Annotated in this window: 21 protein-coding genes; 15 read left to right on the forward strand and 6 right to left on the reverse strand. The window is 76.6% G+C overall.

Features of this window, described 5'->3' with window-relative positions; all coding sequences use genetic code 11:
- Window positions 1–245: 245 nt before the first annotated feature.
- The 9 genes from BLS82_RS01310 (at window position 246) to BLS82_RS01350 (ending at window position 11050) form a co-directional block, all read left to right on the forward strand.
- On the forward strand, window positions 246–1211 hold the full coding sequence (locus BLS82_RS01310; protein ID WP_092860925.1) for an SDR family oxidoreductase: 966 nt from the start codon (window positions 246–248) through the stop codon (window positions 1209–1211).
- A gap of 39 nt (window positions 1212–1250) precedes the next feature.
- Window positions 1251–1937, forward strand: a complete 687-nt coding sequence (locus tag BLS82_RS01315) for a YdcF family protein (RefSeq protein WP_092860927.1) — start codon at window positions 1251–1253, stop codon at window positions 1935–1937.
- Window positions 1938–2285: 348 nt separating this feature from the next.
- Entirely contained in the window at window positions 2286–3101 is an 816-nt protein-coding gene (locus tag BLS82_RS01320) for an ABC transporter ATP-binding protein (RefSeq protein WP_176818867.1), read from the forward strand.
- Window positions 3102–3142: 41 nt separating this feature from the next.
- Window positions 3143–4225 (forward strand): aliphatic sulfonate ABC transporter substrate-binding protein, encoded by a 1083-nt coding sequence (locus BLS82_RS01325; RefSeq protein WP_092860929.1) that lies wholly within the window; start codon window positions 3143–3145, stop codon window positions 4223–4225.
- A gap of 92 nt (window positions 4226–4317) precedes the next feature.
- Entirely contained in the window at window positions 4318–5112 is a 795-nt protein-coding gene (locus BLS82_RS01330) for an ABC transporter permease (RefSeq protein WP_369811030.1), read from the forward strand.
- Window positions 5109–7169: an acetate--CoA ligase gene (acs, locus tag BLS82_RS01335; RefSeq protein ID WP_255378042.1), complete on the forward strand. Its 2061-nt coding sequence runs from the start codon at window positions 5109–5111 to the stop codon at window positions 7167–7169. Before BLS82_RS01330 ends, acs begins: the two co-directional genes overlap by 4 nt.
- 29 nt (window positions 7170–7198) lie before the next feature.
- Window positions 7199–8527 (forward strand): O-acetylhomoserine aminocarboxypropyltransferase/cysteine synthase family protein, encoded by a 1329-nt coding sequence (locus BLS82_RS01340; RefSeq protein ID WP_369811031.1) that lies wholly within the window; start codon window positions 7199–7201, stop codon window positions 8525–8527.
- Window position 8528: 1 nt separating this feature from the next.
- Window positions 8529–9059, forward strand: a complete 531-nt coding sequence (locus tag BLS82_RS01345; protein WP_092860933.1) for a CoA-binding protein — start codon at window positions 8529–8531, stop codon at window positions 9057–9059.
- Between the two features lie 560 nt (window positions 9060–9619).
- Window positions 9620–11050 carry a putative bifunctional diguanylate cyclase/phosphodiesterase gene (locus BLS82_RS01350; protein ID WP_092860935.1) on the forward strand — a complete coding sequence of 477 codons (1431 nt, stop codon included), beginning with the start codon at window positions 9620–9622 and terminating at the stop codon, window positions 11048–11050.
- A gap of 10 nt (window positions 11051–11060) precedes the next feature.
- On the opposite strand, the gene BLS82_RS01355 is transcribed toward BLS82_RS01350, so the two are convergent.
- On the reverse strand, window positions 11061–12116 hold the full coding sequence (locus BLS82_RS01355) for a PP2C family protein-serine/threonine phosphatase (RefSeq protein WP_143028699.1): 1056 nt from the start codon (window positions 12114–12116) through the stop codon (window positions 11061–11063).
- Window positions 12117–12360: 244 nt separating this feature from the next.
- Between BLS82_RS01355 and BLS82_RS01360 the strand changes: the two genes are divergently transcribed.
- The gene (locus BLS82_RS01360; protein WP_092860939.1) at window positions 12361–13068 is read left to right on the forward strand and encodes an alpha/beta hydrolase; all 708 of its coding nucleotides are present in this window, start codon (window positions 12361–12363) and stop codon (window positions 13066–13068) included.
- On the opposite strand, the gene BLS82_RS01365 is transcribed toward BLS82_RS01360, so the two are convergent.
- From BLS82_RS01365 to BLS82_RS01375, 3 genes are read right to left on the reverse strand one after another with little or no spacing between them, the layout of a single operon-like run.
- Complete coding sequence (locus BLS82_RS01365; RefSeq protein WP_092860941.1) at window positions 13046–13969, reverse strand: Fpg/Nei family DNA glycosylase; 924 nt, start codon at window positions 13967–13969, stop codon at window positions 13046–13048. The two genes, BLS82_RS01360 and BLS82_RS01365, sit on opposite strands and share 23 nt — an antisense overlap.
- 18 nt (window positions 13970–13987) lie before the next feature.
- A complete protein-coding gene (locus tag BLS82_RS01370) occupies window positions 13988–14467 on the reverse strand; it encodes a ribose-5-phosphate isomerase (RefSeq protein WP_092860943.1) in 480 nt (159 codons plus the stop codon).
- A gap of 46 nt (window positions 14468–14513) precedes the next feature.
- Entirely contained in the window at window positions 14514–15167 is a 654-nt protein-coding gene (locus BLS82_RS01375; RefSeq protein WP_092860945.1) for a mycothiol-dependent nitroreductase Rv2466c family protein, read from the reverse strand.
- Between the two features lie 39 nt (window positions 15168–15206).
- On the opposite strand from BLS82_RS01375, the gene pepN reads away from it, so the two are divergent.
- The 5 genes from pepN (at window position 15207) to BLS82_RS01400 (ending at window position 21633) form a co-directional block, all read left to right on the forward strand.
- Window positions 15207–17807, forward strand: a complete 2601-nt coding sequence (pepN, locus tag BLS82_RS01380) for an aminopeptidase N (protein ID WP_092860947.1) — start codon at window positions 15207–15209, stop codon at window positions 17805–17807.
- Between the two features lie 140 nt (window positions 17808–17947).
- Window positions 17948–18532 carry an RNA polymerase sigma factor gene (locus tag BLS82_RS01385; protein WP_092860949.1) on the forward strand — a complete coding sequence of 195 codons (585 nt, stop codon included), beginning with the start codon at window positions 17948–17950 and terminating at the stop codon, window positions 18530–18532.
- Window positions 18529–19776, forward strand: coding sequence for a hypothetical protein (locus tag BLS82_RS15135; protein ID WP_143028700.1), 1248 nt, complete (start codon window positions 18529–18531; stop codon window positions 19774–19776). The genes BLS82_RS01385 and BLS82_RS15135 overlap by 4 nt, the downstream gene beginning before the upstream one ends.
- 199 nt (window positions 19777–19975) lie before the next feature.
- Window positions 19976–20731, forward strand: coding sequence for a CDP-alcohol phosphatidyltransferase family protein (locus BLS82_RS01395; protein ID WP_092860951.1), 756 nt, complete (start codon window positions 19976–19978; stop codon window positions 20729–20731).
- A gap of 5 nt (window positions 20732–20736) precedes the next feature.
- The gene (locus BLS82_RS01400; RefSeq protein WP_092860953.1) at window positions 20737–21633 is read left to right on the forward strand and encodes a hypothetical protein; all 897 of its coding nucleotides are present in this window, start codon (window positions 20737–20739) and stop codon (window positions 21631–21633) included.
- 21 nt (window positions 21634–21654) lie between these two features.
- Here the strand turns inward: BLS82_RS01400 and BLS82_RS01405 are convergent, their stop codons facing one another.
- Both BLS82_RS01405 and malQ read right to left on the reverse strand, forming a co-directional pair.
- Window positions 21655–23241 carry an APC family permease gene (locus BLS82_RS01405; RefSeq protein ID WP_218123427.1) on the reverse strand — a complete coding sequence of 529 codons (1587 nt, stop codon included), beginning with the start codon at window positions 23239–23241 and terminating at the stop codon, window positions 21655–21657.
- Window positions 23238–25388 carry a 4-alpha-glucanotransferase gene (gene malQ / locus BLS82_RS15930; RefSeq protein WP_255378044.1) on the reverse strand — a complete coding sequence of 717 codons (2151 nt, stop codon included), beginning with the start codon at window positions 25386–25388 and terminating at the stop codon, window positions 23238–23240. The genes BLS82_RS01405 and malQ overlap by 4 nt, the downstream gene beginning before the upstream one ends.
- Window positions 25389–25434: the final 46 nt, after the last annotated feature.

Here is a 25434-nt window from a genome sequence, read left to right on the forward strand (position 1 = left end):
CGGCCAGCCACTCCGGTCCCTCCGGCTCCTCGACGGCGACCCGGGGCACCAGCCTCGCGGGAGCCGGCGCCGCGCGCCGTCCCCGCAGCGGCGCACGGGCTCACCTGCAGCCGCCCCGCCGAGCTGGCCGACCTCGTGCGGGCCTTCACCCTCCTCGACGCAGCGCATCCACCACGGGCCGCTGGGTAGTCGAGGACGAGCCCGGGAGCCGCCCTCGAGGGTCCCGGCCGGCCCCTGGAGGAACCGTGCCCGTCCCGCTGCGTCCCCCGCACGAGCAGGTCGTCGTCCTCGCCGCCCGCAACGAGGAGGCCCTGGCCCAGGTCGCGCAGGAGATCCGCTCCGCCGGCGGCAGGGCCGTGCACGTGGCCGCCGACGTCGGGCGCGAGGAGGACGTGGCGCGCATCGCCGCCACCGCGGTGGCGGAGTTCGGCCGCTTCGACACGTGGGCGAACGTCGCCGGGGTCTCGATCTTCGGCCACATGGACCGGGTGTCCACCGAGGACATGCGCCGGATGTTCGACACCACCTACTGGGGCGTGGTGCACGGGTCACGGGCGGCGATCGAGCACTACCGCGGGCGCACCGCGCCCGGCGGGGCGATCGTCAACGTCGGCAGCATGTTCGGCGACCGCGCCACCCCGCTGCAGTCGACCTGCGCCAGCGCCGAGTTCGCCGTCCACGGCCTCACCGAGGCGATGCGGGTGGAGCTGGCGGCCGAGGGCCTGCCGATCTCGGTGACGCTGCTGCACCCCGGCCGCATCGACACGCCGTACAACGAGCACGCGCAGAGCTACACGGACCGGCAGCCGGCCCACCGCGGCATGATCTACGCCCCGGAGGCGGTCGCCGAGGCGATCCTGCACGCCGCCGAGCACCCCGTGCGCGACCTGTACATCGGCGGCCAGGTCAAGGCCGCGGTCGTGGCGACGCGCCTGGCGCCGCGCCTGGTGGACCGGGTGATGCGGCGCTACATGCACACCTCGCAGCTGGCGGACCGGCCCTCGCGGCGCACCGGCGACAGCGCCCTGCACCAGCCGGGCTACGGCCTGCACGAGCGCGGCACCCACCAGGGCCGCCTGTACCGCTCCCGCAGCTACTACCTCAAGCTCGAGGAGCACCCGCGGGCCGTCACCACGGCCGTCGTCGGGGCGGGCGCCGCCCTCGCGGGTCTGCGCCCGGCCCGCCGGCTGCTGCGGGCCGCCGGGCGCTGAGGCCGCGAGGGGCGGGCGCGGCGCGCCGCCGCGGACGCCGTGAGCAGCCGCGTCCTGGCAGCCGCCGTCGCCGCCGGGGCGGTCGCCGTGGTCGGGTGGCCGCTGGGCGGGATCCTGGCGCGCACGGCGCTCAGCCCGCGGCAGCGGGCGCGACCCGGCACCGGCGCCGTCGTCGTCCTCGGTTCCACCCTGCAGGACGGCGCCGTCCCCCCGGTGCTCGCCAGCCGCCTGCAGCGCGCCGCCGCCGTCTACCGGGAGGCGGCCGCGGCCGGACGACCGCCGCTCGTGGTCGCCTCCGGGGGCGGCGACGGCGCGACCTCGGAGGCCTCCGCCATGGCCGCCGCCCTCGTGGGCCTCGGGGTCCCGGTCGAGCGCCTGGTGCTGGAGGAGGTCTCGACCACCACCCGGGAGAACCTCGCCGAGAGCGCGGCGCTGCTGGCCCGGCGCGCCGGGGCGCCGCGCGCCGTGGTGGTCACGAGCGACTTCCACGTCTGGCGCACCGCCGCCCTCGCCCGCCGCGCGGGCCTGCGCGCGCAGGTGCTCGGCGCGCCGACGCCGGCGCGCTCCCTGCCGCGGGCGCTGCTGCGCGAGTCCGCGCTGGTGCTGGGCTCGCAGCGCTGGAGCGTCGCGGCGGCGGGTGCCCCGCTCGCCGCGACCGCCGCGCACGCCGCCGTGTGCGCCGCCGTCCGGCGCCCGCCGGGAGGACGGCGCCCGCCGCGGGCGTGACGCGCGCCGTGGCGGTTTGACGAGGGCGACGCGCTCGGCTTCACTCAGCCTCGACCATCCCGAGCGGCCGAGAGACCTGGCTCGACGACGCCGCAGCAACCACCCGCCCCGACCGGGGCGGGCCGGTGCTACCGCCAGGACCGATGGAGGCTCCTGTGCGCTGCTGCGTGACCGTCCCGCTGACCCGACGCGTCCGCGTCGACCTGCTGCGCACCGCCAGCGACCTCTGTCGCGGCTGACCTCCCCCTGACGCCCGGGCGCCGACCGCTGCGCGCCCGCCGCCAGACCCTCCCCTCCGCGGGCCCGAGCGCGGCCCGCGGTCCCGTGCGCGCCCGCAGGAGAGCATCCGTGTCCACCACCCTGGCCCCGCCCCGCACCAGCTCCGCCGCCGGCGTGCGGCTGCGCGGGGTCGGGCGCACCTTCGGCGCCCGCAGCGCCGCGCGAGGCGACGGGCACGTCGTGCTGCGCGACGTCGACCTCGACGTCGCGCCGGGCGAGATCGTCGCCGTCCTCGGCCCGTCCGGGTGCGGCAAGTCCACGCTGCTGCGCGCGGTGGCCGGCCTCGACGCCCCCAGCCGCGGCGAGGTGCTCGTGGACGGCGCCCCGGTGCGCGGGATCGAGCCCCGCGCCGCCGTCGCCTTCCAGGAGCCGCGGCTGCTGCCCTGGCGCAGCCTGGCCGGCAACGTCGCGCTCGGCCTGCCGCGCGGCACCTCCCGGGCCGCCGGGCGCGAGCGCGTCGCCGAGCTGCTCGGCCTCGTGGGCCTGGCCGACTTCGCCGGCCACCGCCCGCGCAGCGTCTCCGGCGGCATGGCGCAGCGGGTCGCGCTCGCGCGGGCCCTGGCGCGCCGCCCCGGGGTGCTCGTGCTCGACGAGCCCTTCGCCGCCCTCGACGCCCTGACCCGCCTGAAGATGCAGGACCTCCTGCTCGACGTGCTGGCGGCCGCGCCCACGACGGTGCTGCTGGTCACGCACGACGTCGAGGAGGCCCTGCACCTGGCCGACCGCGTCGTCGTCCTCGGCGCCCCGGACGACGGGCGCGGGCCCGGCGCGGGCGTGCGCACGACCGTCCGCGTGCCCGGGCAGCGCCCCCGCGACCGCGGCGACGCGCGCCTGGCCGCCCTGCGCGCGGACCTGCTCGCCCAGCTCGGCGTCCCGCGCGCCTGAGCCGGCCCCGATCCCCCTCCCCCCTCTCCGACAGGAACACCATGAGCCTGCGCACCGCCCTCACCTCCTCGACCGCCCTGGCCGCCCTGGCCGCCTCCTCCCTGCTGCTGACCGGCTGCGCCGCCGGCGAGGACGCCGCCCCGGCCCCCGCCGCGGACGGCGCCAGCAGCAGCGGCGGGGGCGTGGACCCGGCGTGCTCGACCCTCACCGTCGACTTCGCCACCTACAACCCCCTCTCCCTGGTCGTCCGCGACCAGGGCTGGCTCGAGGCCGCCCTCGCCGAGGACGGAGGGACCGTGGAGTGGGTGCAGTCCGCGGGCAGCAACAAGGCCAACGAGGCGCTGCGGGCCGGCGCGATCGACGTCGGCTCCACCGCGGGCTCGGCCGCGCTGCTGGCCCGCTCCAACGGCTCGCCGATCAGGACGGTCGACGTCTTCAGCCAGCCCGAGTGGTCCGCGCTCGTGGTGCGCGGGGACTCCGACATCGACGGCGTGGAGGACCTGCGCGGACGCTCGGTGGCCGCGACCACCGGCACCGACCCGTACTTCTTCCTCCTGCAGGCGCTGGAGACCGCGGGCCTGTCGCCGTCGGACGTGACGCTGCAGAACCTCCAGCACGCCGACGGGCGCACCGCGCTGGACACCGGGCAGGTCGACGCCTGGGCGGGCCTGGACCCGATCATGGCCGCGGCCGAGGCGGAGAGCGGCGACCGGCTGGTCTACCGCAACGTCGACTTCAACACCTACGGGTTCCTCAACGCCACCGAGGAGTTCCTCTCCACGTGCCCCGAGCAGGCGCAGACCGTCGTCGACGCCTACGAGCACGCGCGGGCGTGGGCGCAGGAGAACCCGCAGGAGACCGCGAGCGTCCTCGCCGAGGTGGCCGGCATCGACCCGGCCGTGGCGACGGCGACGCTGGAGCGCACGACGCTGGACGTCGACCCGGTGCCGGGCGAGGCCCAACGCGCCGTCCTGGAGCGCGTCGGCCCGATCTTCGTCACCAACGGCGACGTGCCGAGCCAGGAGCAGATCGACGAGGCGCTGGACACCCTGTTCGAGACCACCTACGTCGAGGCCGCCGACCCGGAGGCCTTCGCCGCCGAGCACGCGGGCCACTCCTCGTGAGCACCGGCCGGACGAGCGCCGACACCGACCGGGTCGACACCGCGCGGTGGGCGGGTCTGGTCCGGCGCAGCATCCCGCTGCCCGGATCGGACGTGCCGGGCACGATCCCGCCCCCGCCGAGCGAGGGCGCGCGCCGCCGGGGTGCGCGCAGGGCCGCCCTCGGCGCCGTCCTGCCGCTGCTGCTCCTGCTGGCCTGGGAGCTGGTCACCCGCGCCGGGGTCTTCTCCCCCGTGCAGCTGCCGGGCCCGGCGGCCGTGGTGCGCGCCGGCGTGGACCTGGTCACGCGGGGCCTGCTGCTGCCCTACGTCGGCATCTCCGTGCAGCGGGTGTTGGTCGGCTTCGCCGTCGGCGCGGCCCTGGGCCTGGCGGTCGGCGCGCTCGTCGGCCTGTCCAGGCCGGCCGACGTCCTGCTCGGGCCGACGATCGGCGGGGTGCGCGCCGTGCCCTCGCTGGCGTGGGTGCCGCTGCTCATCCTGTGGCAGGGCATCGGGGAGGACTCGAAGACGACGCTCATCGCCATCGGCGCCTTCTTCCCCGTCTACACCACCGCGGCCTCCGCGCTGCGCCACGTCGACCGCCAGCTCGTCGAGGCCGGCCGCGCGTTCGGGCTGCGCGGCCTGCGGCTGCTGGGCGCCGTCCAGCTGCCCGCCGCCGTGCCCGGCGTCCTCGCCGGCCTGCGCCTGGCCCTGGCCCAGGGCTGGCTCTTCCTCGTGGCGGCCGAGCTCATCGCGTCCTCGATGGGCCTGGGCTTCCTGCTGCAGGACAGCCAGAACAACGGGCGCACCGACCGGATCCTGCTGGCGATCATCCTGCTGGCGGTGCTGGGCAAGCTCAGCGACGCGGTCATCGGCCTCTTCGAGCGCTGGGCGCTGCGGAGGTGGGCGTGAGCACCCTCGGCAGCGACGCGCTGACCACCCTGCTCGACGAGCAGCGCACCTTCGCCCCGCCGCCGGAGCTGGCGGCCGCGGCGAACCTCGGCCCGGAGGCGCACGAGCGCGCCGCCGCGGACCCGGAGGCGTTCTGGGCCGAGCAGGCGCAGCGCCTGAGCTGGGAGGCGCCCTGGCACACGGTGCTCGACTGGCGCCCGGCCGTGCCCGTCGACGACGCCTGCGAGAACGGCTGCGAGGACGGCGACCTGACCGTGCCGTCCGCGCGGTGGTTCCTCGGCGGGCGCCTGAACGCGGCCGTGAACTGCGTGGACCGGCACGTGGCCGCCGGGCACGGGGACCGCGTCGCGGTGCACTTCGAGGGCGAGCCGGGCGACCGGCGCACGATCACGTACGCGGACCTGCTCGCCGAGGTCTGCCGCGCCGCCAACGCTCTGACCGACCTCGGTGTGCGTCCCGGCGACCGCGTCGTCCTGTACATGCCCGTCATCCCCGAGACGCTGGTGGCGATCCTCGCGGTGGCGCGGATCGGGGCCGTGCACTCCCTCGTCTTCGGCGGGTTCTCCGCCGAGGCGCTGCGCTTCCGCGTCGCCGACACCGGCGCGAAGGTCGTCGTCACCACCGACGGGCAGTTCCGCCGCGGTCGCGCGGTCGGGGTCAAGGCCACCGTCGACGAGGCGGTGGCGGGCCTGCCGGACCTCGAGCACGTCCTCGTGGTGCGGCGCACCGGCGACGCCCTGGACGCGCCACCGCCGTGGACGCCGGGCCGGGACGCGTGGTGGCACGAGAGCGTGGGCCGGGCGGACGCCGTCCACGAGGCGGCGGCGTTCGACGCCGAGCACCCGCTGTTCGTCATCTACACCTCCGGCTCCACGGGCAGGCCCAAGGGGCTGCTGCACACCACCGGCGGGTACCTGACCCACGCGTCCTACGCGCACTGGGCGCACTTCGACGCCAAGCCCGCCACCGACGTCCACTGGTGCACCGCCGACCTCGCGTGGGTCACCGCGCACACCTTCGCGGTCTACGGGCCGCTGACCAACGGCGTGACGCAGGTGATGTACGAGGGCACCCCGGACACCCCGCACCGCGGGCGGCACTTCGAGGTGATCGAGCGGTACGGGGTGACGACGTACTACACGGCGCCGACGCTGGTGCGGACGTTCATGGCGTGGGGCCCCGAGGTGCCCGCGGGCCACGACCTGTCCAGCGTGCGGCTGCTGGGCAGCGTCGGGGAGCCGATCAACCCCGAGGCGTGGGTGTGGTTCCGCGAGCACGTCGGCGGCGGGCGCGCACCGGTGGTCGACACGTGGTGGCAGTCCGAGACCGGCGCGACCGTGGTCGCGCCGCTGCCGGGCTCGACCGTGCTCAAGCCCGGCTCGGCGACCCGCCCGCTGCCGGGCCTGGACGCCGCGGTCGTCGACGGCTCCGGGCGCGAGGTCTCCCCCGGCGAGGGCGGGTACCTCGTCATCCGCCGCCCCTGGCCCGGCATGGCCCGCACGGTGTGGGGGGACCCGGAGCGCTACCGCGACTCCTACTGGCGCCGGTTCGCCGCGCAGGGCTGGTACACCGCCGGGGACGGCGCCCGCTACGACGCCGACCGCTACCTGTGGCTGCTGGGGCGCCTGGACGACGTGGTCAACGTCTCCGGGCACCGGATGTCGACCTCGGAGGTGGAGTCCGCGCTCGTGGCGCACCCGCAGGTCGCCGAGGCCGGCGTCGTCGGCGTGCCCGACGAGCGCACCGGGCAGGCGATCGCGGCCTTCGTCGTCCCCACCCGGCGCGAGGCGCTGGAGGCGGACCCGGCCGAGCGGGCGGCGCTGGAGGCCGAGCTGCGCGCCCAGGTCGCCTCGGTGATCGGACCGGTCGCGAAGCCGCGCGACGTCGTCCTCGTCGCCGACCTGCCCAAGACCCGGTCGGGGAAGATCGTGCGCCGGCTGCTGGGCGACCTGCTCGTCGGCCGCGACGTCGGCGACACCACCTCCCTGCAGGACGAGGCGGCGCTGAGCGCCGTCGAGGACGCCCTGCGCCGCAGACCGACCCGGAGCGGAGGATGACTCCCGTGACCGACGACGTTCTTCCTCCCGTGAGCGACCAGACCAGCGACGGGCGCCCCGAGCGGCCCAGCGACCGGACCTTCGGCTTCCGCACCCGCGCCCTGCACGCGGGCGGCACCCCCGACTCCGCCACCGGTGCGCGGGCGGTGCCGATCTACCAGAGCACGAGCTTCGTCTTCGAGGACACCGACGACGCGGCCAACCTGTTCAGCCTGCAGAAGTACGGCAACATCTACAGCCGCCTGGCCAACCCGACGGTCGCGGCCTTCGAGGAGCGCATCGCCTCCCTCGAGGGCGGAATCGGCGCGGTGGCCACGGCGTCCGGCATGTCGGCGGAGTTCGTCACCTTCGCCGCCCTGGCCGGGGCCGGTGACCACGTCGTGGCCGGCAGCCAGCTCTACGGCGGCACCGTCACGCTGCTCGACGTCACGATGCGCCGGTTCGGCGTCGACACCACGTTCGTGCCCGGCACCGACCCGAAGGACTTCGAGGCCGCGATCCGCCCGACCACGAAGGCGATCTACAGCGAGGTCGTGGCCAACCCCTCCGGGGAGGTCGCCGACATCGCCGGGCTGGCCGAGGTCGCGCACCGCAACGGGCTGCCGCTGGTGCTCGACGCGACGCTGTCGACGCCGTACCTGGTGCGCCCGATCGAGCACGGCGCCGACATCGTCATCCACTCGGCGACGAAGTTCCTCGGCGGGCACGGGACGACGCTGGGCGGCGTGGTCGTGGAGGCCGGCACCTTCGACTGGGGCAGCGGCCGCTTCCCGCAGATGACCGAGCCGGTGCCCTCCTACAACGGCATCCGGTGGTGGCAGAACTTCGGGGAGTACGGGTTCCTCACCAAGCTGCGCTCCGAGCAGCTGCGCGACACCGGCCCTACGCTCTCCGCGCAGTCGGCGTTCCAGCTGCTGCAGGGCGTGGAGACGCTGCCCTTCCGCATGGAGGCGCACCTGGCCAACGCGCGCGGCGTCGCCGAGTGGCTGGCGCGCGACCCGCGCGTGTCGTACGTCAGCTGGGCGGGCCTGCCCTCGCACCCGCACCACGAGCGCGCCAAGCGCTACCTGCCCCTCGGGCCCGGGTCGGTGTTCTCCTTCGGCGTCGTCGGCGGGCGCGCGGCGGGCCGGAGGTTCATCGAGTCGGTGCAGCTGGCCAGCCACCTGGCCAACGTCGGGGACACCCGCACGCTCGTCATCCACCCCGGCTCCACCACGCACCAGCAGCTCTCCGACGAGCAGCTGGAGGTGGCCGGGGTCGCGGAGGACCTGGTGCGCATCAGCGTCGGCCTGGAGGACCTCGACGACATCCTCTGGGACCTCGACCAGGCGCTGACCACCGCGACGAAGGAGGCCTGAGATGACCACGCTGACCACCGACCCGACGCGCACCTGGGTGGGGCCGACCGCCCAGGAGCGGCTGGCGATGCTGCGGCGCGCGCAGTCCATCGCCATCGTCGGGGCCTCGGAGAACCAGGCGCGCGCGAGCTACTTCGTCGCGACCTACCTGCTCTCCTCCTCCCCGTTCGAGGTCTACTTCGTCAACCCGAAGGCGTCGCAGATCCTCGGCCGGCCGGTGTACCCCTCCCTGGCCGACCTGCCCGAGGTGCCGGACGTCGTGGACGTCTTCCGCCGCCACGAGGACCTGCCGAGCGTGCTCGACGAGGTCCTCGAGCTGCGCCGCACCCGCGGTGGCGGCGAGAAGCCCTCGACGCTGTGGCTGCAGCTCGGCTCCTGGCACGAGGACGTCGCGCGCCGCGCGCAGGAGGCCGGCCTGGACGTCGTCATGGACCGCTGCGTGAAGATCGAGCACGCGCGCTTCCACGGCGGCCTGCACCTGGCGGGCTTCGACACGGGCGTGATCTCCTCGCGGCGCCAGATCCGCGCCTGAGCGGCTCGACCCGGCCCCGCACCCGCGCGCGACCGCGCGCCGACAGCGGCCCGCCTGCTCCTCGCGAGCGGGCGGGCCGCTGTCGTCCCTGGGCCCCGCGGGCACCCGGGCGCTGCGGATGAGCACGGGGCGCCCCTGTGCTCATCGCACGGGCACGGGGCGCCCCATGGGGCTGATCGGTGCCCGTCGTCCGGCCCGTGTCGGCGCTGGCCCTGCGGCCGCGGTGCTGCATCGCGGCTGGGATGCCGCAAGGACCAGCTTCCTGAGGCCTCCGGCCGCGGCCGGACCCGCCGGCACGCACGCGAGGGCCAGCCGGACGCCGGTCAGCGACCTGCGGCCTCCCGTGGGCGGCACGACACCCATCGGCGGTGGGCACAGGGGCGCCCAGTGCCCGTAGGACGAGCACAGGGGCGCCCCGTGCCCACCCCGTGCGCGGACGGAGCGGGCCCGGAGCGCGAGATGCGCTGACCGGGTGACCGCTCATCCAGGGGCTCTCGGGCGCCGCCGATGCTCCGGTGCCGGCCACCTGGGCGGGAGCGGACGAGCATCAGGAGCGCACCGTGGGCATCGACTGGATCACCGTGGCGACGGCCGCCGCCGCCGCGCTGGTGCTGGTCGCCCCGCTGCTCGCCGTGATGGTGCGCCAGCACCGGCGCCACGCCCGCGCCGCCCGCACCGACCCCCTGACGGGGCTGGGCAACCGCACGCTGCTCGCGCAGGCCGCCGAGCGGGTCCTCGGCGGCCTCGCCGGCCCCGGCTCCCCCGCCGACCCGCACGGCGACGGCACCCGCGGCCCGGCCGTCCTCCTGCTCGACCTCGACGGGTTCAAGGACGTCAACGACACCCTCGGCCACCACGCGGGCGATGAGCTGCTCACGCAGGTCGCGCGCCGCCTGGAGGCCGTGGCCGGCGCCGACGCGGTCGTCACCCGCCTCGGCGGCGACGAGTTCGCCGTCCTGCTGACGGCGCCCGTGACCACCTCGCAGGCCGTCCTGCACGCCAAGCGCCTGCTGGCGGCCCTGGGCGCCGGCGGCTTCACCGCCCGGGACATCGACCTGGACATCGCGGGCAGCATCGGCGTCGCCGTGGCCCCCGGCGCCGGGCGCACCGTCGGCGACCTGCTGCGGCGCGCGGACCAGGCGATGTACGAGGCGAAGCGCTCGCGCGCCGGCGTGTGCGCCGCCACGGCCGCGCTCGTCCCCGAGACCGCCGACGGCCTGACCACCCTGGCGCTGCTGCGCGGGGCCATGGAGCACGGGCAGCTGTCCCTGGTCTACCAGCCGGTCGTCGAGGCCGGCACCGGTCAGCTCGTCGGCTTCGAGGCGCTGCTGCGCTGGCAGCACCCCACGCGCGGCGTGCTGCTGCCGGCGGAGTTCCTGCCGCTGGCCGAGCGGACGAGCCTGATCCGACCGCTGACCCGCTGGGTGCTGCTGACGGCGGTGCGCCAGGCCGCGGACTGGCGCCGCGCCGGCCTCGACACGAGCATCGCCGTCAACGTCAGCGCCTCGGTGCTCGAGCCGGGCCTGCTCGGCATCGTCGAGGAGGCGCTGGCGCTCAACAGCTGGCCGGCGGAGCAGCTGGTGCTGGAGGTCACCGAGTCGGCGCTGGCCGCCGACGCCCAGGAGGCCCGCGAGGTCATCCTCGCCCTCAGCGCCCGCGGCCTGCCCGTCTCGATCGACGACTTCGGCGCCGGCTACACCAGCCTCGGGCAGCTGCGGGGCCTGCCGGTGCGCCAGCTGAAGATCGACCGGCAGTTCGTCACGTGCATGCTCGAGGCCCCGGACGACGCCGCGATCACGGCCAGCATCATCGACCTCGGGCACCGCCTGGGGCTGCGCGTGGTCGCCGAGGGCGTCGAGAGCCCCGGCACCACCGACCGCCTGCGCGACCTCGGCTGCGACCACCTGCAGGGGTTCTCCATCAGCCGCCCGGTCAGCGCGGCCGCGGCCCTGGAGGCGTGGCGCTCCGCGCGCCCCACCCCGCTGCCCTGAGGCGCCCCGCTCACCGGGCCGGGTGGGCCCCGCAGGCGGTGCGCCAGACCAGCACGAGCGCCCGGTCGTCGTCCTCGGCCACCTCGGCGGCGTCCACGAGCCGCTCGGCGTCACCGTCCTGGCACCCGTCGTCGCACACCCGGGCGGCGAGCTCGAGCAGGGCCTGCGTGCCCACCGACAGGTCCACGCCCGGGGTCTCGACCATGCCGTCGGTGTAGACGAACAGCGCCGCGCCGTCGTCGAGGCGGCCGCGCACCGCGGGGTACTCGGCGTCCGCGACGAGGCCCAGCGCCGGCCCGGCCCCGCCCTGCACGAGCGCCCAGGGCCGCCCGCGCTCCCCCCGCGCGGCCGGCGGGTGCCCGGCGTAGCTGAGCCGGTACTCCCCGCTGGACAGGTCCAGCGCCACGTGGACGGCGGTGGCGAACCCCTCCGGCCAGTCCTGCCGGAGCAGGTAGGCGTTGGCGGCCGGCAGGAACTCCTCCACCGGCATCGCCCCGAGCAGCCCGCCGAACGCCCCGGACAGCGCCAGCGCCCGCGTGCCGGCGCTCTGCCCCTTGCCGGAGACGTCGACCAGCGCCAGCTCCAGGCCGTGCCCGGACGCCGAGCGCGCGGCGACGAGGAAGTCGCCGGAGAAGGAGTCCCCGAAGGCCGGACGCAGCACGGTCTCCACGTGCCAGGACGCCGGCAGCTGCGGCACCCGGCCCTGCGCCCGCAGGCGGTCGCGCAGGTCCACGAGCATCGCGTCGCCGAGGGTGCCCTGCAGGCCGAGGCGCTCGCGGGTGCGCACGAACGCCATGAGCATCAGGGCGGTCAGCGCCACGACGAGGTACCCGCCGGGCGGGGACGGCGGGGCGTCCGGCGGCCGCCACACCGCCGAGAACGCCAGCGCGGCGGCGACGACGAGGTACAGCAGCACCATCGTGCGCATGCGCAGCAGGAACCCGCCGAGCAGCAGCACCACGACCATCGAGGAGACGGGCAGCCACCGCGGGGTGAGCAGCCCGAGGGCGGCGACCACGAGCGCCAGCGCGGTCAGCCACAGCAGCAGCAGGGCCTGGCGCGGCATGGTGCGGGGTCGGAGCCGCAGCCTCGCCCGTCGCAGGCGTCGGGACAGCCATCGACGGACGGCGCTCGGCTCCGGGCGCATGCTCGGACCCTAGCGTCCTGCCCGCGCGCCGCCGGGGACCCGACACGGGCCTGGGTAGCATCCGCTGGACGGCGCGCAGCACGAGCGCGCAACGCGCTCGTGCTGCACGAACGCGCGGCACGAGCGCGCCGGAGCGCGGCGCACGGCAGGACGGGGGACAGCCATGGCCGACGGCCACCGCAGCGGCCACCGCAGCGGCCGCCTCTCCGTGCGCGTGCCGCGGCCGCCGGCGGGCGCGGACCCGTCCTCGCCCCCGCCGGCCGCGGGGACCCGCGAGCTCGACCTCGGCGGCGGGGCCAGGGCGCTGCAGCTGGTCCCGCGAGGGCTGGGCGCCGGCCCGGCGCCGCTCGCGGTCGTCCTGCACGGCGCCGGCGGCACGGCGGAGGGGATGCTGCGCACGCTCGCGCCCGTGGCCGAGCGCTGCGGCGCGGTCCTCCTGCTGCCGCAGTCCGGGGACCGCACCTGGGACGTCATCCGCGGCGGCTACGGGCCGGACGTGCGGGCGCTGGACGCCGCGCTCGCCCACACCGTGCGGCACTGCCCGGTCGACCCGGACCGGGTGGCGGTCACCGGCTTCTCCGACGGCGCCTCGTACGCGCTCTCCCTCGGCGTCGCCAACGGCGACGTCTTCACGCACGTCCTGGCGTGGTCCCCCGGCTTCGCCGCCCCGCTGGTGCGCTCCGGCAGCCCGCGGGTGTTCGTCTGCCACGGCACGGCCGACGCCGTGCTGCCGATCGACCGCACCAGCCGCACCGTCGTCCCCCGGCTGCGCGCCGAGGGCCTCGACGTCACCTGCGTCGAGTTCGAGGGCGCGCACGTGATGAGCGGGGAGCTCGTCGAGCGCTCGTTCACCTGGTTCGCGGGCTGCTGAGCCAGGGCAGCTGGAACGGCGGCGCGGCGCCCGGGGCCTGGCACTGCGGGCACCAGAACAGGTTGCGCCCCTCCACCACGGCGGTGGCGACGGGCGTGCCGCACAGCCGGCACGGCAGGCCGGCGCGGCCGTAGACGTAGTGGTCGAGCGGGCGCCCCTCGGGCCCCGGGCCGGTGCGGTGCTCCGGCTCGGTGGTGACGATCCTGCCCAGGCGCACGCCCTCGCGCAGCAGGCGGCGCGAGTCCTCCCACACCAGCGGCAGCCGGTCGGGGTCGACGGTGCGCCCCGGCGCGTACGGGTCCAGGCCGGCGCGGTACAGCACCTCGGCGCGGTAGATGTTGCCCAGCCCCGCGATCACGTCCTGGTGCATCAGCAGCGCGCCGACGGGCGCTCTGGACGCCGCGACGCGGGCGTAGAAGGTCTGCGGGTCGGCGTCCTCGCGCAGCGGGTCCGGGCCCAGCCGCGAGCGCAGGCGGGCCGCGCCGTCGGGGTCGAGCACCTCGCACGCCGTCGGGCCGCGCAGCAGCGCCCAGGCGGGGCCGCGCGGCCCGTGCGCCGTCAGCAGCAGCCGTCCGGCGCCCTGGGGCGGCGGCGCCTCGCCCTGCTCCACCGGGAACCTGCCGTACAGGCCCAGGTGCACGTGCAGCCAGCGCGGCACGGCAGCGGGCTCGAGGGGCGCGACGGCTCCGGCCGCGTCGCCCCCGTCGTGCGCGGCGCCCGGGTCGGCGAAGCCGAGCAGGAGGTGCTTGCCGTGGGCGTCCGCGACGACCATGCGGGTGCCGTCCAGCAGGGCCGCGCCGTCCGCGAAGCGCCCCTGGGGGCTGCTGGCGGCGACGACGGCGCCGCCCATCGCGCGCCGGAAGGTCGCGGCCATCCGGTGCAGCGTGTGTCCCTCGGGCACGAGCGCTCGCTCCCGCGCTCAGGCCAGCCGGCCCGGCAGCGGCGGCAGCTCGTGGTCCTGCTCGTAGCGGGTGAGCATCGCGATCCGCCGCGCGTGCCGCTCCTCACCGGAGAACGGCTCGGCGAGGAAGGCGTCGACGATCGCGGTCGCCTCCTGCAGGGTGTGCATGCGCGCGCCCACCCCGAGGGCGTTGGCGTCGTTGTGCTGGCGCGCCAGGCGGGCGGTCTCCAGGCTCCACCCCAGCGCCGCGCGCACGCCGGGCACGCGGTTGGCGGCGATCTGCTCGCCGTTGCCGGACCCGCCGAGCACCAGGGCCAGGGCGCCGGGGTCGGCGGCCACGGCTTCCGCGGCGCGCAGCACGAAGACGGGGTAGTCGTCCTCCGCGTCGTAGCCGGTCGGCCCGTGGTCGACGACCTCGTGCCCGCCCTGCGCCAGGTGCTGGGCGAGGTGGGTCTTCAGGTCGTAGGCGGCGTGGTCGCCGGCCAGGTGCACGCGCATGCGCGGCATCCTCCCAGCCGGCGGCCGCGCCCGCCCGCGCGAGCGCTCAGTCGAAGATCGGGCCGGCGTCGCGGCTGCGCTTGAGCTCGTAGAAGCCAGGGGTGCCGGCGACGGCGAGGACGCCGTCCCACAGCGTCGCGGCCGCCTCGCCCTTGGGGGCCGGGGTGACGACGGGACCGAAGAAGGCGACGCCGTTGACGGCGATGACGGGCGTGCCGACGTCCTGGCCGACCTTCTCGATGCCCTCGGCGTGGCTGGCGCGCAGCTGCTGGTCGTACTCGTCGGAGTCGGCGAAGCGCGCGAGGTCGGTCGGCAGGCCGACCTCCTCCAGCGCGCCGCGCACCGCAGCCGCGAAGTCCTCCTCGCCGCCGGGGTGGATGCGGGTGCCGATCGCGGTGTACAGCGGCCCGACCACCTCGGGGCCGTGCAGCTCGCGGGCGGCGGTGACGACGCGGACCGGGCCCCAGGCCCTGGCCATCAGCTCCCGGTACTCCTCCGGCAGGTCCCGCCCCTCGTTGAGCACGGCCAGGCTCATCACGTGCCAGACGACCGTGACGGGACGCACCTGCTCGACCTCCAGCACCCAGCGGGACGTCATCCACGCCCACGGGCAGACGGGGTCGAACCAGAAGTCGACGACGTCGACGCCGGTGGTCTGCTCGGGGGTCTGCTCGGGGGTCTGCTCTGCGGTGGTGGTCATGGCTGGGGCAGCGCGCGGGGGGCGTGGGAGCATTCCCGGGTGCCTGGCATGAACCTCACCCGCTCCGAGGCGCGCGAGCGCGCCGAGCTGCTGCGCGTCGACGCCTACGAGGTCGAGCTCGACCTCACCGGGGACGGAGCGACCTTCCGCTCGCAGACGGTGGTCCGCTTCGCCGCCGACCCCGGCGCCTCGACGTTCATCGACCTGGTCGCCCCGGCCGTGCACGAGGTGGTGCTCAACGGGCGGGTCCTGGACCCGGCGCAGGTCGCGGACGGCGTGCGCGTGCAGCTGCCGGACCTCGCCGCCGACAACGAGCTGCGCGTCGTCGCCGACGCCGCCTACATGACGACCGGCGAGGGGTTGCACCGCTTCGTCGACCCCGTGGACGGCGAGACGTACCTGTACTCGCAGTTCGAGGTCGCCGACTCCCGGCGCGTCTTCGCCGTCTTCGAGCAGCCGGACCTGAAGGCGACGTTCGCCTTCACCGTCACCGCGCCCGCCCACTGGCAGGTGGTCTCCAACTCCCCGACCCCGACCCCGGAGCCGGTGCGCGAGGGCGCCGCGACGTGGCGCTTCGCGCCGACGCCGGTGCTCTCCTCCTACGTGACCGCGGTCGTCGCCGGGCCCTACACCGCGGTGCGCGGGGAGCTGACCAGCCGCGACGGCCGCACGGTGCCGCTGGGGGTCTTCTGCCGCGCCTCCCTCGCCGAGCACCTGGACGCGGAGGAGGTGATGGACGTCACCCGCGCCGGCTTCGCGTTCTACGAGGAGCTGTTCGACCTGCCCTACCCGTTCGCGAAGTACGACCAGCTGTTCGTGCCCGAGTTCAACGCCGGGGCGATGGAGAACGCGGGCGCGGTGACGTTCCTGGAGAGCTACGTCTTCCGCTCCCGCCCCACCGAGGCGGTGGTCGAGCGGCGGGCCGTGACGATCCTGCACGAGCTGGCGCACATGTGGTTCGGGGACCTCGTGACCATGCGCTGGTGGGACGACCTGTGGCTGAACGAGTCGTTCGCCGAGTACGCCTCGACGCTCGCCTGCGCCGAGGCGACGCGGTGGACGGGCGCGTGGACGACGTTCGCGAGCCTGGAGAAGGCGTGGGCGTACCGGCAGGACCAGCTGCCGTCCACGCACCCGATCGTCGCCGACATCCGCGACCTCGAGGACGTCGAGGTCAACTTCGACGGCATCACGTACGCCAAGGGCGCCAGCGTGCTCAAGCAGCTCGTCGCCTGGGTGGGCCGCGACGCGTTCTTCGAGGGCGTGCGCCGCTACTTCCGCGCCCACGCGTGGGGCAGCACGCAGCTGAGCGACCTGCTCACCGAGCTCGAGGCGACCTCCGGGCGCGACCTGCGCGCGTGGTCGGCGGTGTGGCTGGAGCAGGCGGGCGTCACGACGCTGCGCCCGGAGCTGCACCTGGCCGAGGACGGCACGATCACCTCCCTCGCCGTGCTGCAGGAGGTGCCCGGGACCCACCCCGTGCAGCGCCCGCACCGGCTCGCGATCGGCTGCTACGACGTCGAGGTGCACGTCGGGGCGGACGGCGCGGAGATCCCGCACCTGCGCCGCACGCAGCGCGTGGAGGTCGACCTCGACGGCGAGCGCACCGAGGTGCCCGAGCTGGCCGGCACCGAGCGCCCCGACCTGCTGCTGCTCAACGACGACGACCTCGCCTACGCCAAGGTGCGGCTCGACGAGCAGTCGCTGGCGACGGCGACCGCGCACCTGGGCTCCTTCGAGGACTCGCTGCCGCGCACGCTGGTGTGGGCCGCCGCGTGGGACATGACCCGCGACGCGGAGATGGCCGCGCGCGACTTCGTGGACCTGCTGCTGGACGACCTGGCGGCGGAGACGGACTCCTCCGTGGTGCTCACCCTGCTGCGCCAGCTCAGCACGGCCTCGCGCCTGTACGTCGCGCCCGCGCTGCGCGAGCCGGTCGGCGTGGACGTCGCCGACCGGCTGCTGGGCCTGGCCCGCGACGCGGCCCCGGGCAGCGACCTGCAGCTGCAGGCGGTCAAGGCCTTCGCCGGGCGGGCCGTCACGCCAGCGCAGCTGGACGTCGTCGCCGGGCTCCTGGACGGCTCCGCGCCGCTGGAGGGCCTCGTCGTCGACACCGACCTGCGGTGGGAGCTGCTGACCTCCCTCGTGGCGGGCGGGCGCGCCGCGCACGCGGAGATCTCCGCGGAGGTGGCCCGCGACGACACCGCCACCGGACGGCGCGCGGCCGCCGCCGCCCGGGCCGCGATCCCGACGCTGGAGGCCAAGCAGGCCGCCTTCGACGCCGTCGTCGACCCGGGGCCGCGCCCGGAGGACGAGCTGCCCAACGCCGTCCAGGCCGCGGTGATCGCCGGGTTCGCGCGCGTGCACGACGCGCGGGTGGAGGAGCTGCTCACCCCGTTCGTCGAGCCGTACTTCGCGGCGCTCGAGCGCGTGTGGCGCACGCGCACCAACGAGATCGCCCAGCAGGTCGTCAGCGGCCTGTACCCGGTGGCGCTGGCCTCGCAGGCCCTGCTGGAGCGCACCGACGCGTGGCTGGCCTCCGCCCCGGAGGACCTCCCGGCCCTGCGGCGGCTGGTCTCCGAGGACCGCGACGGCCTCGCCCGCGCCCTGCGCGCGCAGGAGCGCGACCGCCTGCGCTGACGCCCGCGCGGCGGGCGGGGCGCGTCAGCCCCGCGGCGCTCCCGGGGCCGCCGTCGGGGTGACGCGCGCCGCCGGGGCGTCAAGGGCCGCGCCGCGCCGGCCGATGCGGCTCGCGTGGCCCGCCTCCGGCGCGGCGCCCGGTGATCGGGCCCGCCTTCCCCGAGGTGCTGGCCGCTGCCCGGGTGCGGGCGCCGTGGGCGCTGGAGCGGATCTACCGCGACCTGTGCGGCCCGGTCACCGGCTACCTGCGCCTGCACGACGCCGCCGACCCCGACGACACGGCCAGCGAGGCCTTCCTCGGCGTCCTGACCGGCATCGGGTCGTTCTCCGGCGACGAGCGCGCCTTCCGCGCCTGGGTGTTCACGGTCGCGCACCGCCGCCTCGTGGACGAGTGGCGCCGAGCCGGCCGCCGCCCGCAGCTGGCGGACGTCGACGACGCCGTCCTCGCGCAGCGCGCCGGCGGCGACGTGGAGGCCGAGGCGCTGCTCGCCCTGAGCGCGCAGCGGGTGCGCGCCCTGTGCGAGGGCCTGGCGCCCGACCAGCGCTCGGTGCTGCTGCTGCGCATCCTCGGCGACCTGACCGTCGAGCAGGTGGCGCAGGTGCTCGGGCGCAGCCCGGGCGCCGTCAAGCAGCTGCAGCGCCGCGCCCTGAGGGCCGTCCGGGTGAACGCCGAGCGGGCGGGCGTACCCCTGCGCGACCCCGCCGCGATGACGGAGGTGACATGACCGGAGACCGATCTCTCGACGACGCGTTCGAGGCGCTGCTCGCACGGCGTCCCGGACCGGCGGAGGCTGCGCCGCTGGCGGCGCTGACCCGCGCGGTGCGGGCCAGCGCCGTGCCGGGTCGCGCCAGCGACCGCCTCGCCGAGCTGCTCACCACCGGCCGCGTCACGAGCGAGCTGCTCACGAGCGACCTGCTCACCGACAAGGGCGACCCGTCCGCGAGGGCGGTCAGCAAAGCCACCGGGCCTGCTGCGCAGGCGTCCGGGCCACCGAAGGAGAGACGCCGTCCCATGCTCATCACCAACACCATCAGCGCCGCCGTGGCCAAGTTCGCCGCCGCCGGCACCGTCGCCCACGCCGCCGCGGGCGTCACCCTCGCCGCCGCCGGCGTCACCGGCGTCGGCATCGCCGGAGCCCTGCCGGCCGCGGCCCAGGACACCTTCGCCGCCGCGGTCGAGGCCGTCACCCCCTTCGAGGTCCCGGACGCCGGGGAGGCGGCCGCGGCCGACGGCACTGCGGACCCCGCGACCGTCCCGAGCACCGACCCGAGCACCGACCCGAGCACCGACCCGAGCACCGACCCGACGGCGGACCCCGCCACCGACCCCACGGCCGGCCCGGCGACCGACCCCGCCGGTGAGCCGACGACCGACCCCACCACGGACCCGGCCACCGACCCGACCGGCGACCCGGCCACCGACCCGGCCACCGACCCGACCGGCGAGCCCGCCACGGACCCGGCCACGGACCCGGCCACCGACCCGGCCACCGACCCGACCGGCACGACCGGTGGGCCCGGCGACGACGCGACCGGCGGCTCGGACGACGAGGCGGAGGAGACCGACGACGACGGCCCCGCGGCGGACCACGGCCAGCAGGTGAGCGCGCAGGCGCACGCCCGCAACGAGGCGCGCAAGGCCGAGCACGACGCCCGCAAGGCCCAGGAGGAGGCCGCGGAGGAGGCCCGCGAGGCCGCCGAGGAGGCCGCGGAGGAGGCCCGCGAGGCGCAGGAGGAGGCCCGCGAGGCCGCGGCGAAGACCGCCGAGGCGGAGGCGAAGGCCGAGGAGAAGGCCCGCAAGACCCAGGAGAAGGCCGCGGAGGAGGCCCGCAAGACCCAGGAGAAGGCGGCGGAGGAGGCCCGCAAGGCGCAGGAGAAGGCCGCCGAGGCCGCAGCGAAGACCGCGGCGAAGGCGGAGGGGAAGCAGGGCGCCGAGTCCGACGAGGACGGCGACGACTCGGACGACTGACCGACCGCGGCCGCGCCGCCGGCCGCGCTCCCGCAAGGACGGGAGCACGGCCGGCAGCGCTGTCGGTGCAGGCGGGTACCCTGCGGCACGTCGATGGCGCGCGACGACCGGTCCGGGCCGCGGGCCGGTCGGGGGGATCGACATCACGGCACAGACCCGTCTGCAGGACGGCGCAGCGGACGGCGTCCGGGACAGCCCGGTGGACGGCTCGGCGCGGCTGCGGCTCGCCGCGGGCGCCGTGCACCTGTACACCGCCAGCGGCTCCGCGCTCGCGCTGCTCATCGTCCTGGCCGCCATCGGCGGCGACGCCGTGCTGGCGCTGTGGCTCGGCCTGGTCGCGCTCGTGATCGACGGCACCGACGGCATGCTCGCCCGGCGCCTGCGCGTGAAGGAGCGGCTGCCGTGGTTCGACGGCGCGCGCCTGGACGACATCGTCGATTACCTGACGTACGCGTTCGCGCCCGTCCTGCTGCTGCTGACGGACGAGCGGCTGCCGGCGGGGCCGGCCGGCACCGCGCTCGCCGCCGTGCCGCTGCTCGCCTCCAGCTTCCAGTTCTGCCGCGTCGACGCCAAGACCGACGACCACCTCTTCCTCGGCTTCCCCAGCTACTGGAACGTCGTCGCGTTCTACGCCGTCGTCCTCGACCTCGGCCCCGCCGCGGTCGCCACCGTCCTGCTGGTCTGCTCCGCCCTGGTGTTCGTGCCGGTCGGCTACGTCTACCCCTCGCGCACGAGCACCCTGCGGCGCACCAGCCTGGCCCTGACGGCGCTGTGGCTGCTCGCGTACGCCGTGCTGCTGGCGCAGGTGCCGGACCCGCACCCGGCCGTCGTCGCCGTCTCGCTGGGGTACCTGGTCTACTACGTCGCCCTGAGCCTGCACCTGACCGCGGCGCGGCGGCGGGCTGCGCGAGCGGCTGGGGCGGCGCCGGCCGGCTCCCGAGGGCGCGAGGACTGACCCGCGTGGTCCTCGGGGTGCTCCTCGGCCTCGCCGCGGCGGTGGCCTTCGGCGTGGCGGCCCTGCTGCAGGCCCTCGCCGCGCGGCGGGAGGCGACCGCGCGCAGGGTGGACCCGCGGCTGCTGCTGCGGCTGCTGCGCCACCCGGCCTTCCTGGCGGCGCTGGCCCTCAACCTCGCCGGCTTCGGGCTGCACCTGGCGGCGCTGCGCACGCTGCCGCTCTTCCTCGCCCAGACGGCGGTGGCCGCCAGCGTCGTCGTCACGGCCCTGCTGAGCACCCGCGTGCTCGGGCACCGGCTGGCGGCCTCGGAGCTGCTGGCGGTGCTCGGGGTCTGCGGCGGGCTGGTGCTGCTGACCGCGACCGCGGCGGAGACCGGCACGGTGCAGGCCGATGCCGGTCTGCGGGCCGCGCTGCTGGTCGCCGTCGCGGCCGTGGGCGCCGGCGGGGTGCTGGCCGGGCGCCTGCGCGGGGCGGGCGGCGCGTCGCTGCTGGGCCTCGTCGCGGGCCTCGGCTTCGCCGTCGTGGCCGTCGCGGGGCGCGTGCTGCCGGACCTGCACCCGGCCGCGCTCGTCGCGGACCCGGTGACGTGGGCGCTGGTGGCGGGGGGCGCCGTGGCGTTCCTGCTCTACTCGACGGCGCTGCAGCGCGGCTCGGTGCTGACGGCGACCTCGACCATGGTCCTCGCCCAGACCGTCGCCCCGGCCGCCGTCGGCGTCCTCCTGCTGGGCGACCAGACGCGCGCGGGCACCGCGCCGCTCGCGCTGGCCGGCCTGGTCCTGGCCGCCACGGGGGCCGCCGCCCTCGCGCGCTTCGACCCCGCGGTCATCGCGGCCGCGCGCCGCTCCCCCGACGAGGCCCCCGACGAGGCCGCCGACCGGGACGCCGACCGGGTTCCGGACTGAGCCGCCCGAGCCGGCTGCGGCTCAGACCGCGCCGTCGGCCGCGGCCGACGGCGGCACCACCGCGGCGTGCTCGGGCAGCACGCGGGCCGGCGAGCGCCGCCGGACGGCGTACCAGGTCAGGCCGACCAGGGCGATCGCCCCGACGAAGACGAACGCGCCCCACTGCAGGTACCAGTGCTGCGGCCCGACCGCGTTGTAGACCTCCCGGCGCGGCCAGGCCAGGTTCAGCGCCATCGCGGCGCCCCACAGGACCGCAGCCGCGTTGACCGGCAGCCCCCACCGGCCCAGCGTGAAGCCGCCCGCCTCGCGCGGCGGCCACGTGCCGCGCAGGCGCGCGAGGAGCATCGGGACGGTCACCAGCAGGTAGGACGCGTAGATCATGACCACGGCGATGCTCGTGACCACCGTGAAGATCTGCGGCTGGCGCACGTTGACCAGCAGGATCGCCACCGCCACCACCCCGACGAGCACGGACGCCGTCACCGGCGTGCGGAAGCGCGGGTGCAGGCGCGCCAGGCGGGCGCTGGCGGGCAGGTTGTCGTCGCGGGCCATCGCGAACACCGTGCGGATGGTCGCCGTGTGCACCGCGAGCGCGCACACGGTGATGGCGACGGCGATGCAGGCGAGGAAGACCTTGCCCACGGTGCCGCCGAGCGCGCCGAGGACGACGTGCTGCAGGCCCCCGGAGCTGGAGCTCAGCAAGGGGTCGCCCGGGTCGCGCACCGCCATGACCCCGAAGAGCAGGATCAGCCCGCCCAGGACGAACGAAGCGACCAGCGCCCGCAGGATCGCGGCCGGGGCGGTGCGGCGGGGGTCGACGGTCTCCTCCCCCAGCGAGCTGGCGGTGTCGAAGCCGTACATGACGTAGCCGGAGGCGAGGGAGGCGACGAGGAAGGCGCCGAGGTAGCCGAGCGAGCGGTCGCCGCCGAAGCCGTTCGTCTCGGTCACGACGCCGGGACCGCGCACCGCGCTGGCGGCCAGGAGCACGATCAGCAGCACCGCGGCCACGAGCTCGACGAACACGCCCGCGCTGTTGATGCGCGACATCAGCCTCACGCCGCAGGCGTTGACCACGGTCACGAACACCACGAGCGCGCTGCCGAGGACGACGGCGTTGACGGCGTAGTCGTACGGCCCGGTGCCGTCGCCGACGACCTGGAAGCCGGACCACAGCTGCGGCAGCGTGATCTGGTACGCCAGGACGACGGCCGCGAGCGTGACGACGGACGCGCTGAGCATCATCCAGCCCGCCATCCACGACGTCGTGGGCCCGCCGAGCTTCTTGGCCCAGTTGTAGACCGAGCCGGCCACCGGGTAGCGCGCGGCCAGCTCCGCGAAGCACAGGGCCACCATCAGCTGCCCGGCGAAGACGAGGGGCCAGGACAGCACGTACGCCGGGCCGGCCGTGCCGTAGCCGACGTAGAACAGCTGGAAGGTGCCGGTGAGGATCGAGATGTAGCTGACCCCGGCCGCGAAGGACGCGAAGCGGCCGAGGGTGCGGTCCAGGCGCTGGGCGTAGCCGAACTCCGCCAGCCCGCCGCGGTCCTCCGCCCCCGTCCCGGGGCCGCTGCCGGCGCTGCGGGCGGGGGTGGACCCGGAGGCGCTCACCGGGCGACCACGGCAGCGAGGGAGGCCGCGCGCGGCGACGTGCGCAGGTCCTCGACGAGCACCGGGCGGCCCTCGCCGTCGGCCAGGGGCACCCGCCAGTTCGGGTGCTCGTCGGAGGTGCCGGGCTGGTTCTGCGTGCGGTGCTCCCCCACGGCGTCCGTCAGCGCCACGCCCAGCAGCCGGCTGGGGGTGAGCGGGAGGAAGGCGTGCAGCGCCTCGACGACGTCCTGCTCGCTCGCGCCCTCGTGCAGCAGGCCGAGGTCGCGCAGCTGCTGCAGCACGGCGCCCTGCTCGTCGGCGTCGGCGGCGCGCTCCTCCTCCACCGGGCGGGTCAGCAGCCCCAGGCGGTCGCGCAGCGCGACGTGCTCGTGCGCGAGGTAGCCGGCCGTGGGCGGAAGGTCGTGCGTGGTGACGGTGGCCAGGCACAGCTCCCGCCACGCCTGCGGTGGCAGCGGCCTGCCCTGCTCGTCGCGCTCCCACCACAGCACCGAGGTGCCGAGCACGCCGCGCTCGCGCAGGTAGACGCGCACCCACGGCTCGACGACGCCGAGGTCCTCCCCCACGACCACCGCGCCGGCGCGGGCGGCCTCCAGGCACAGGATGCCGACCAGGGCGTCGTGGTCGTAGCGCACGTAGGTGCCCAGGGCCGGGCCGAGCCCCTGCGGCACCCACCACAGGCGGAACAGGCCGATGACGTGGTCGACGCGCAGTCCCCCGGCGTGGCGCAGGATCGTGCGGACGACGTCGCGGAAGGGCAGGTAGCCGGCCTCGGCGAGCGCGTCGGGGCGCCACGGCGGCTGCGACCAGTCCTGCCCCTGCTGGTTGAAGGCGTCCGGCGGGGCGCCGACGTTGACGCCGCGGGCGAGGACGTCGCGCAGCGCCCACGAGTCCGCCCCGGAGGGGTGCACGCCGACGGCCAGGTCGTGCACGACGCCCAGGGCCATGCCGGCCTGCGCCGCCGTCCGCTGGGCGGCGGCCAGCTGCTCGTCGCACAGCCACTGCAGCCACGCGTGGAAGGTCACGCGCTCGGCCAGCTCCTCGCGGGCCCGGGCGACGGCCGCCGAGCGCGGGTCCTGCAGCTCGGTCGGCCACTCCTCGCCGCCGGAGCGCTCGGCGAGGGCGCACCACAGCGCGAAGTCCTCCAGGCCGCTGCCCTCGCGGGCGCGGTAGGCCTCGAAGGACGCCTGGCGCGCGGGGCTGCGCCCCGCGGCGAAGACGACCTCCAGCGCGGCGCGCTTGGCGGCCCACACGACGTCCCGGTCGAGGGAGTCGGGGTCGGTGTTCGCCGCCCGCGGCACCTGCGAGAGGCGCTCGAGCTCCGCGCGCTGCGCGGAGGGCAGGTAGGCGACCTCGCGCACGTCCTCCACGCGCAGGTAGACCGGGTTGGTGAAGCGCCGCGTGGTCGGCAGGTACGGGGAGGGCTGCATGCGCCCGGCGGGCTCGGCCGCGAGCAGCGGGTTGACGAGCAGGAAGTCGGCGCCCAGGTCGCGCCCGCTCCAGTCGAGCAGCTCGGCGAGGTCGGCCAGGTCGCCCAGGCCCCACGAGCGGGTGCTGCGCACGGAGTACAGCTGCGCCATGAAGCCCCAGCGGTGCCCGCCGGGGCCGAGGGAGGCGGGCAGCTCCAGCCGGTCGGGTGTGACGACGAGGGATGCGGTCGCCATCGAGCCGTCGCCCGCCGCCGCGCGGACGACGTGCCAGCCCAGCGGCAGCCCGGCGGGCAGCGCGTACGTCGCCTCCCCGACCTCGACGCCGTCGACCCGCTGCGGCTCCACCCACCGCTGCACCTGCTCCAGGTCGCGGCGCCCGCCGTCCTCGAGCTCCACCCACACGCGCAGCTGCTGCCCGTGCCGGACGTGCACCGGCACGGTGCGCTCGGCCTCCCCGGAGCGCAGGACGACGACCGGCGGGAGCACGCGGCGCCACGGGGCGAGCTGGTGCTCGGCGAGCGCCGCGCGCGCCTGCGCCTCGTCCGCGGCCCGCACGCCGAGCGCGGCGAGGACGGCGACGATCGTGGCCTCGGGGACGACGACGTGGCGGCCCTGCCAGTCCCAGTACTCGGTGGCGACCCCGTGGGCGGCGGCCAGCTCGGTCAGGGCCCCGGACGGCGCCCGCTCGGCGCTCGGGGCGGTCTGGGCGGTGTCGCTCACGGCTGAGGGCTCCTGTCCTCGGGGTGCTCCGCGCGGGATCCTCGCA

The organism is Quadrisphaera sp. DSM 44207, assembly GCF_900101335.1.
Classification (GTDB): Bacteria; Actinomycetota; Actinomycetes; order Actinomycetales; family Quadrisphaeraceae; genus DSM-44207.

Excerpts from the sequence above, each read along its gene's own strand:
- BLS82_RS15135 (WP_143028700.1), top strand. The coding sequence starts at position 18,529 with ATGACCGGAGACCGATCTCTCGACGACGCGTTCGAGGCGCTGCTCGCA.
- BLS82_RS01345 (WP_092860933.1), top strand. The coding sequence starts at position 8,529 with ATGACCACGCTGACCACCGACCCGACGCGCACCTGGGTGGGGCCGACC.
- BLS82_RS01360 (WP_092860939.1), top strand. The coding sequence starts at position 12,361 with ATGGCCGACGGCCACCGCAGCGGCCACCGCAGCGGCCGCCTCTCCGTG.
- BLS82_RS01325 (WP_092860929.1), top strand. The coding sequence starts at position 3,143 with ATGAGCCTGCGCACCGCCCTCACCTCCTCGACCGCCCTGGCCGCCCTG.
- BLS82_RS01355 (WP_143028699.1), bottom strand. The coding sequence starts at position 12,116 with ATGCCGCGCCAGGCCCTGCTGCTGCTGTGGCTGACCGCGCTGGCGCTC.
- BLS82_RS01370 (WP_092860943.1), bottom strand. The coding sequence starts at position 14,467 with ATGCGCGTGCACCTGGCCGGCGACCACGCCGCCTACGACCTGAAGACC.
- BLS82_RS01375 (WP_092860945.1), bottom strand. The coding sequence starts at position 15,167 with ATGACCACCACCGCAGAGCAGACCCCCGAGCAGACCCCCGAGCAGACC.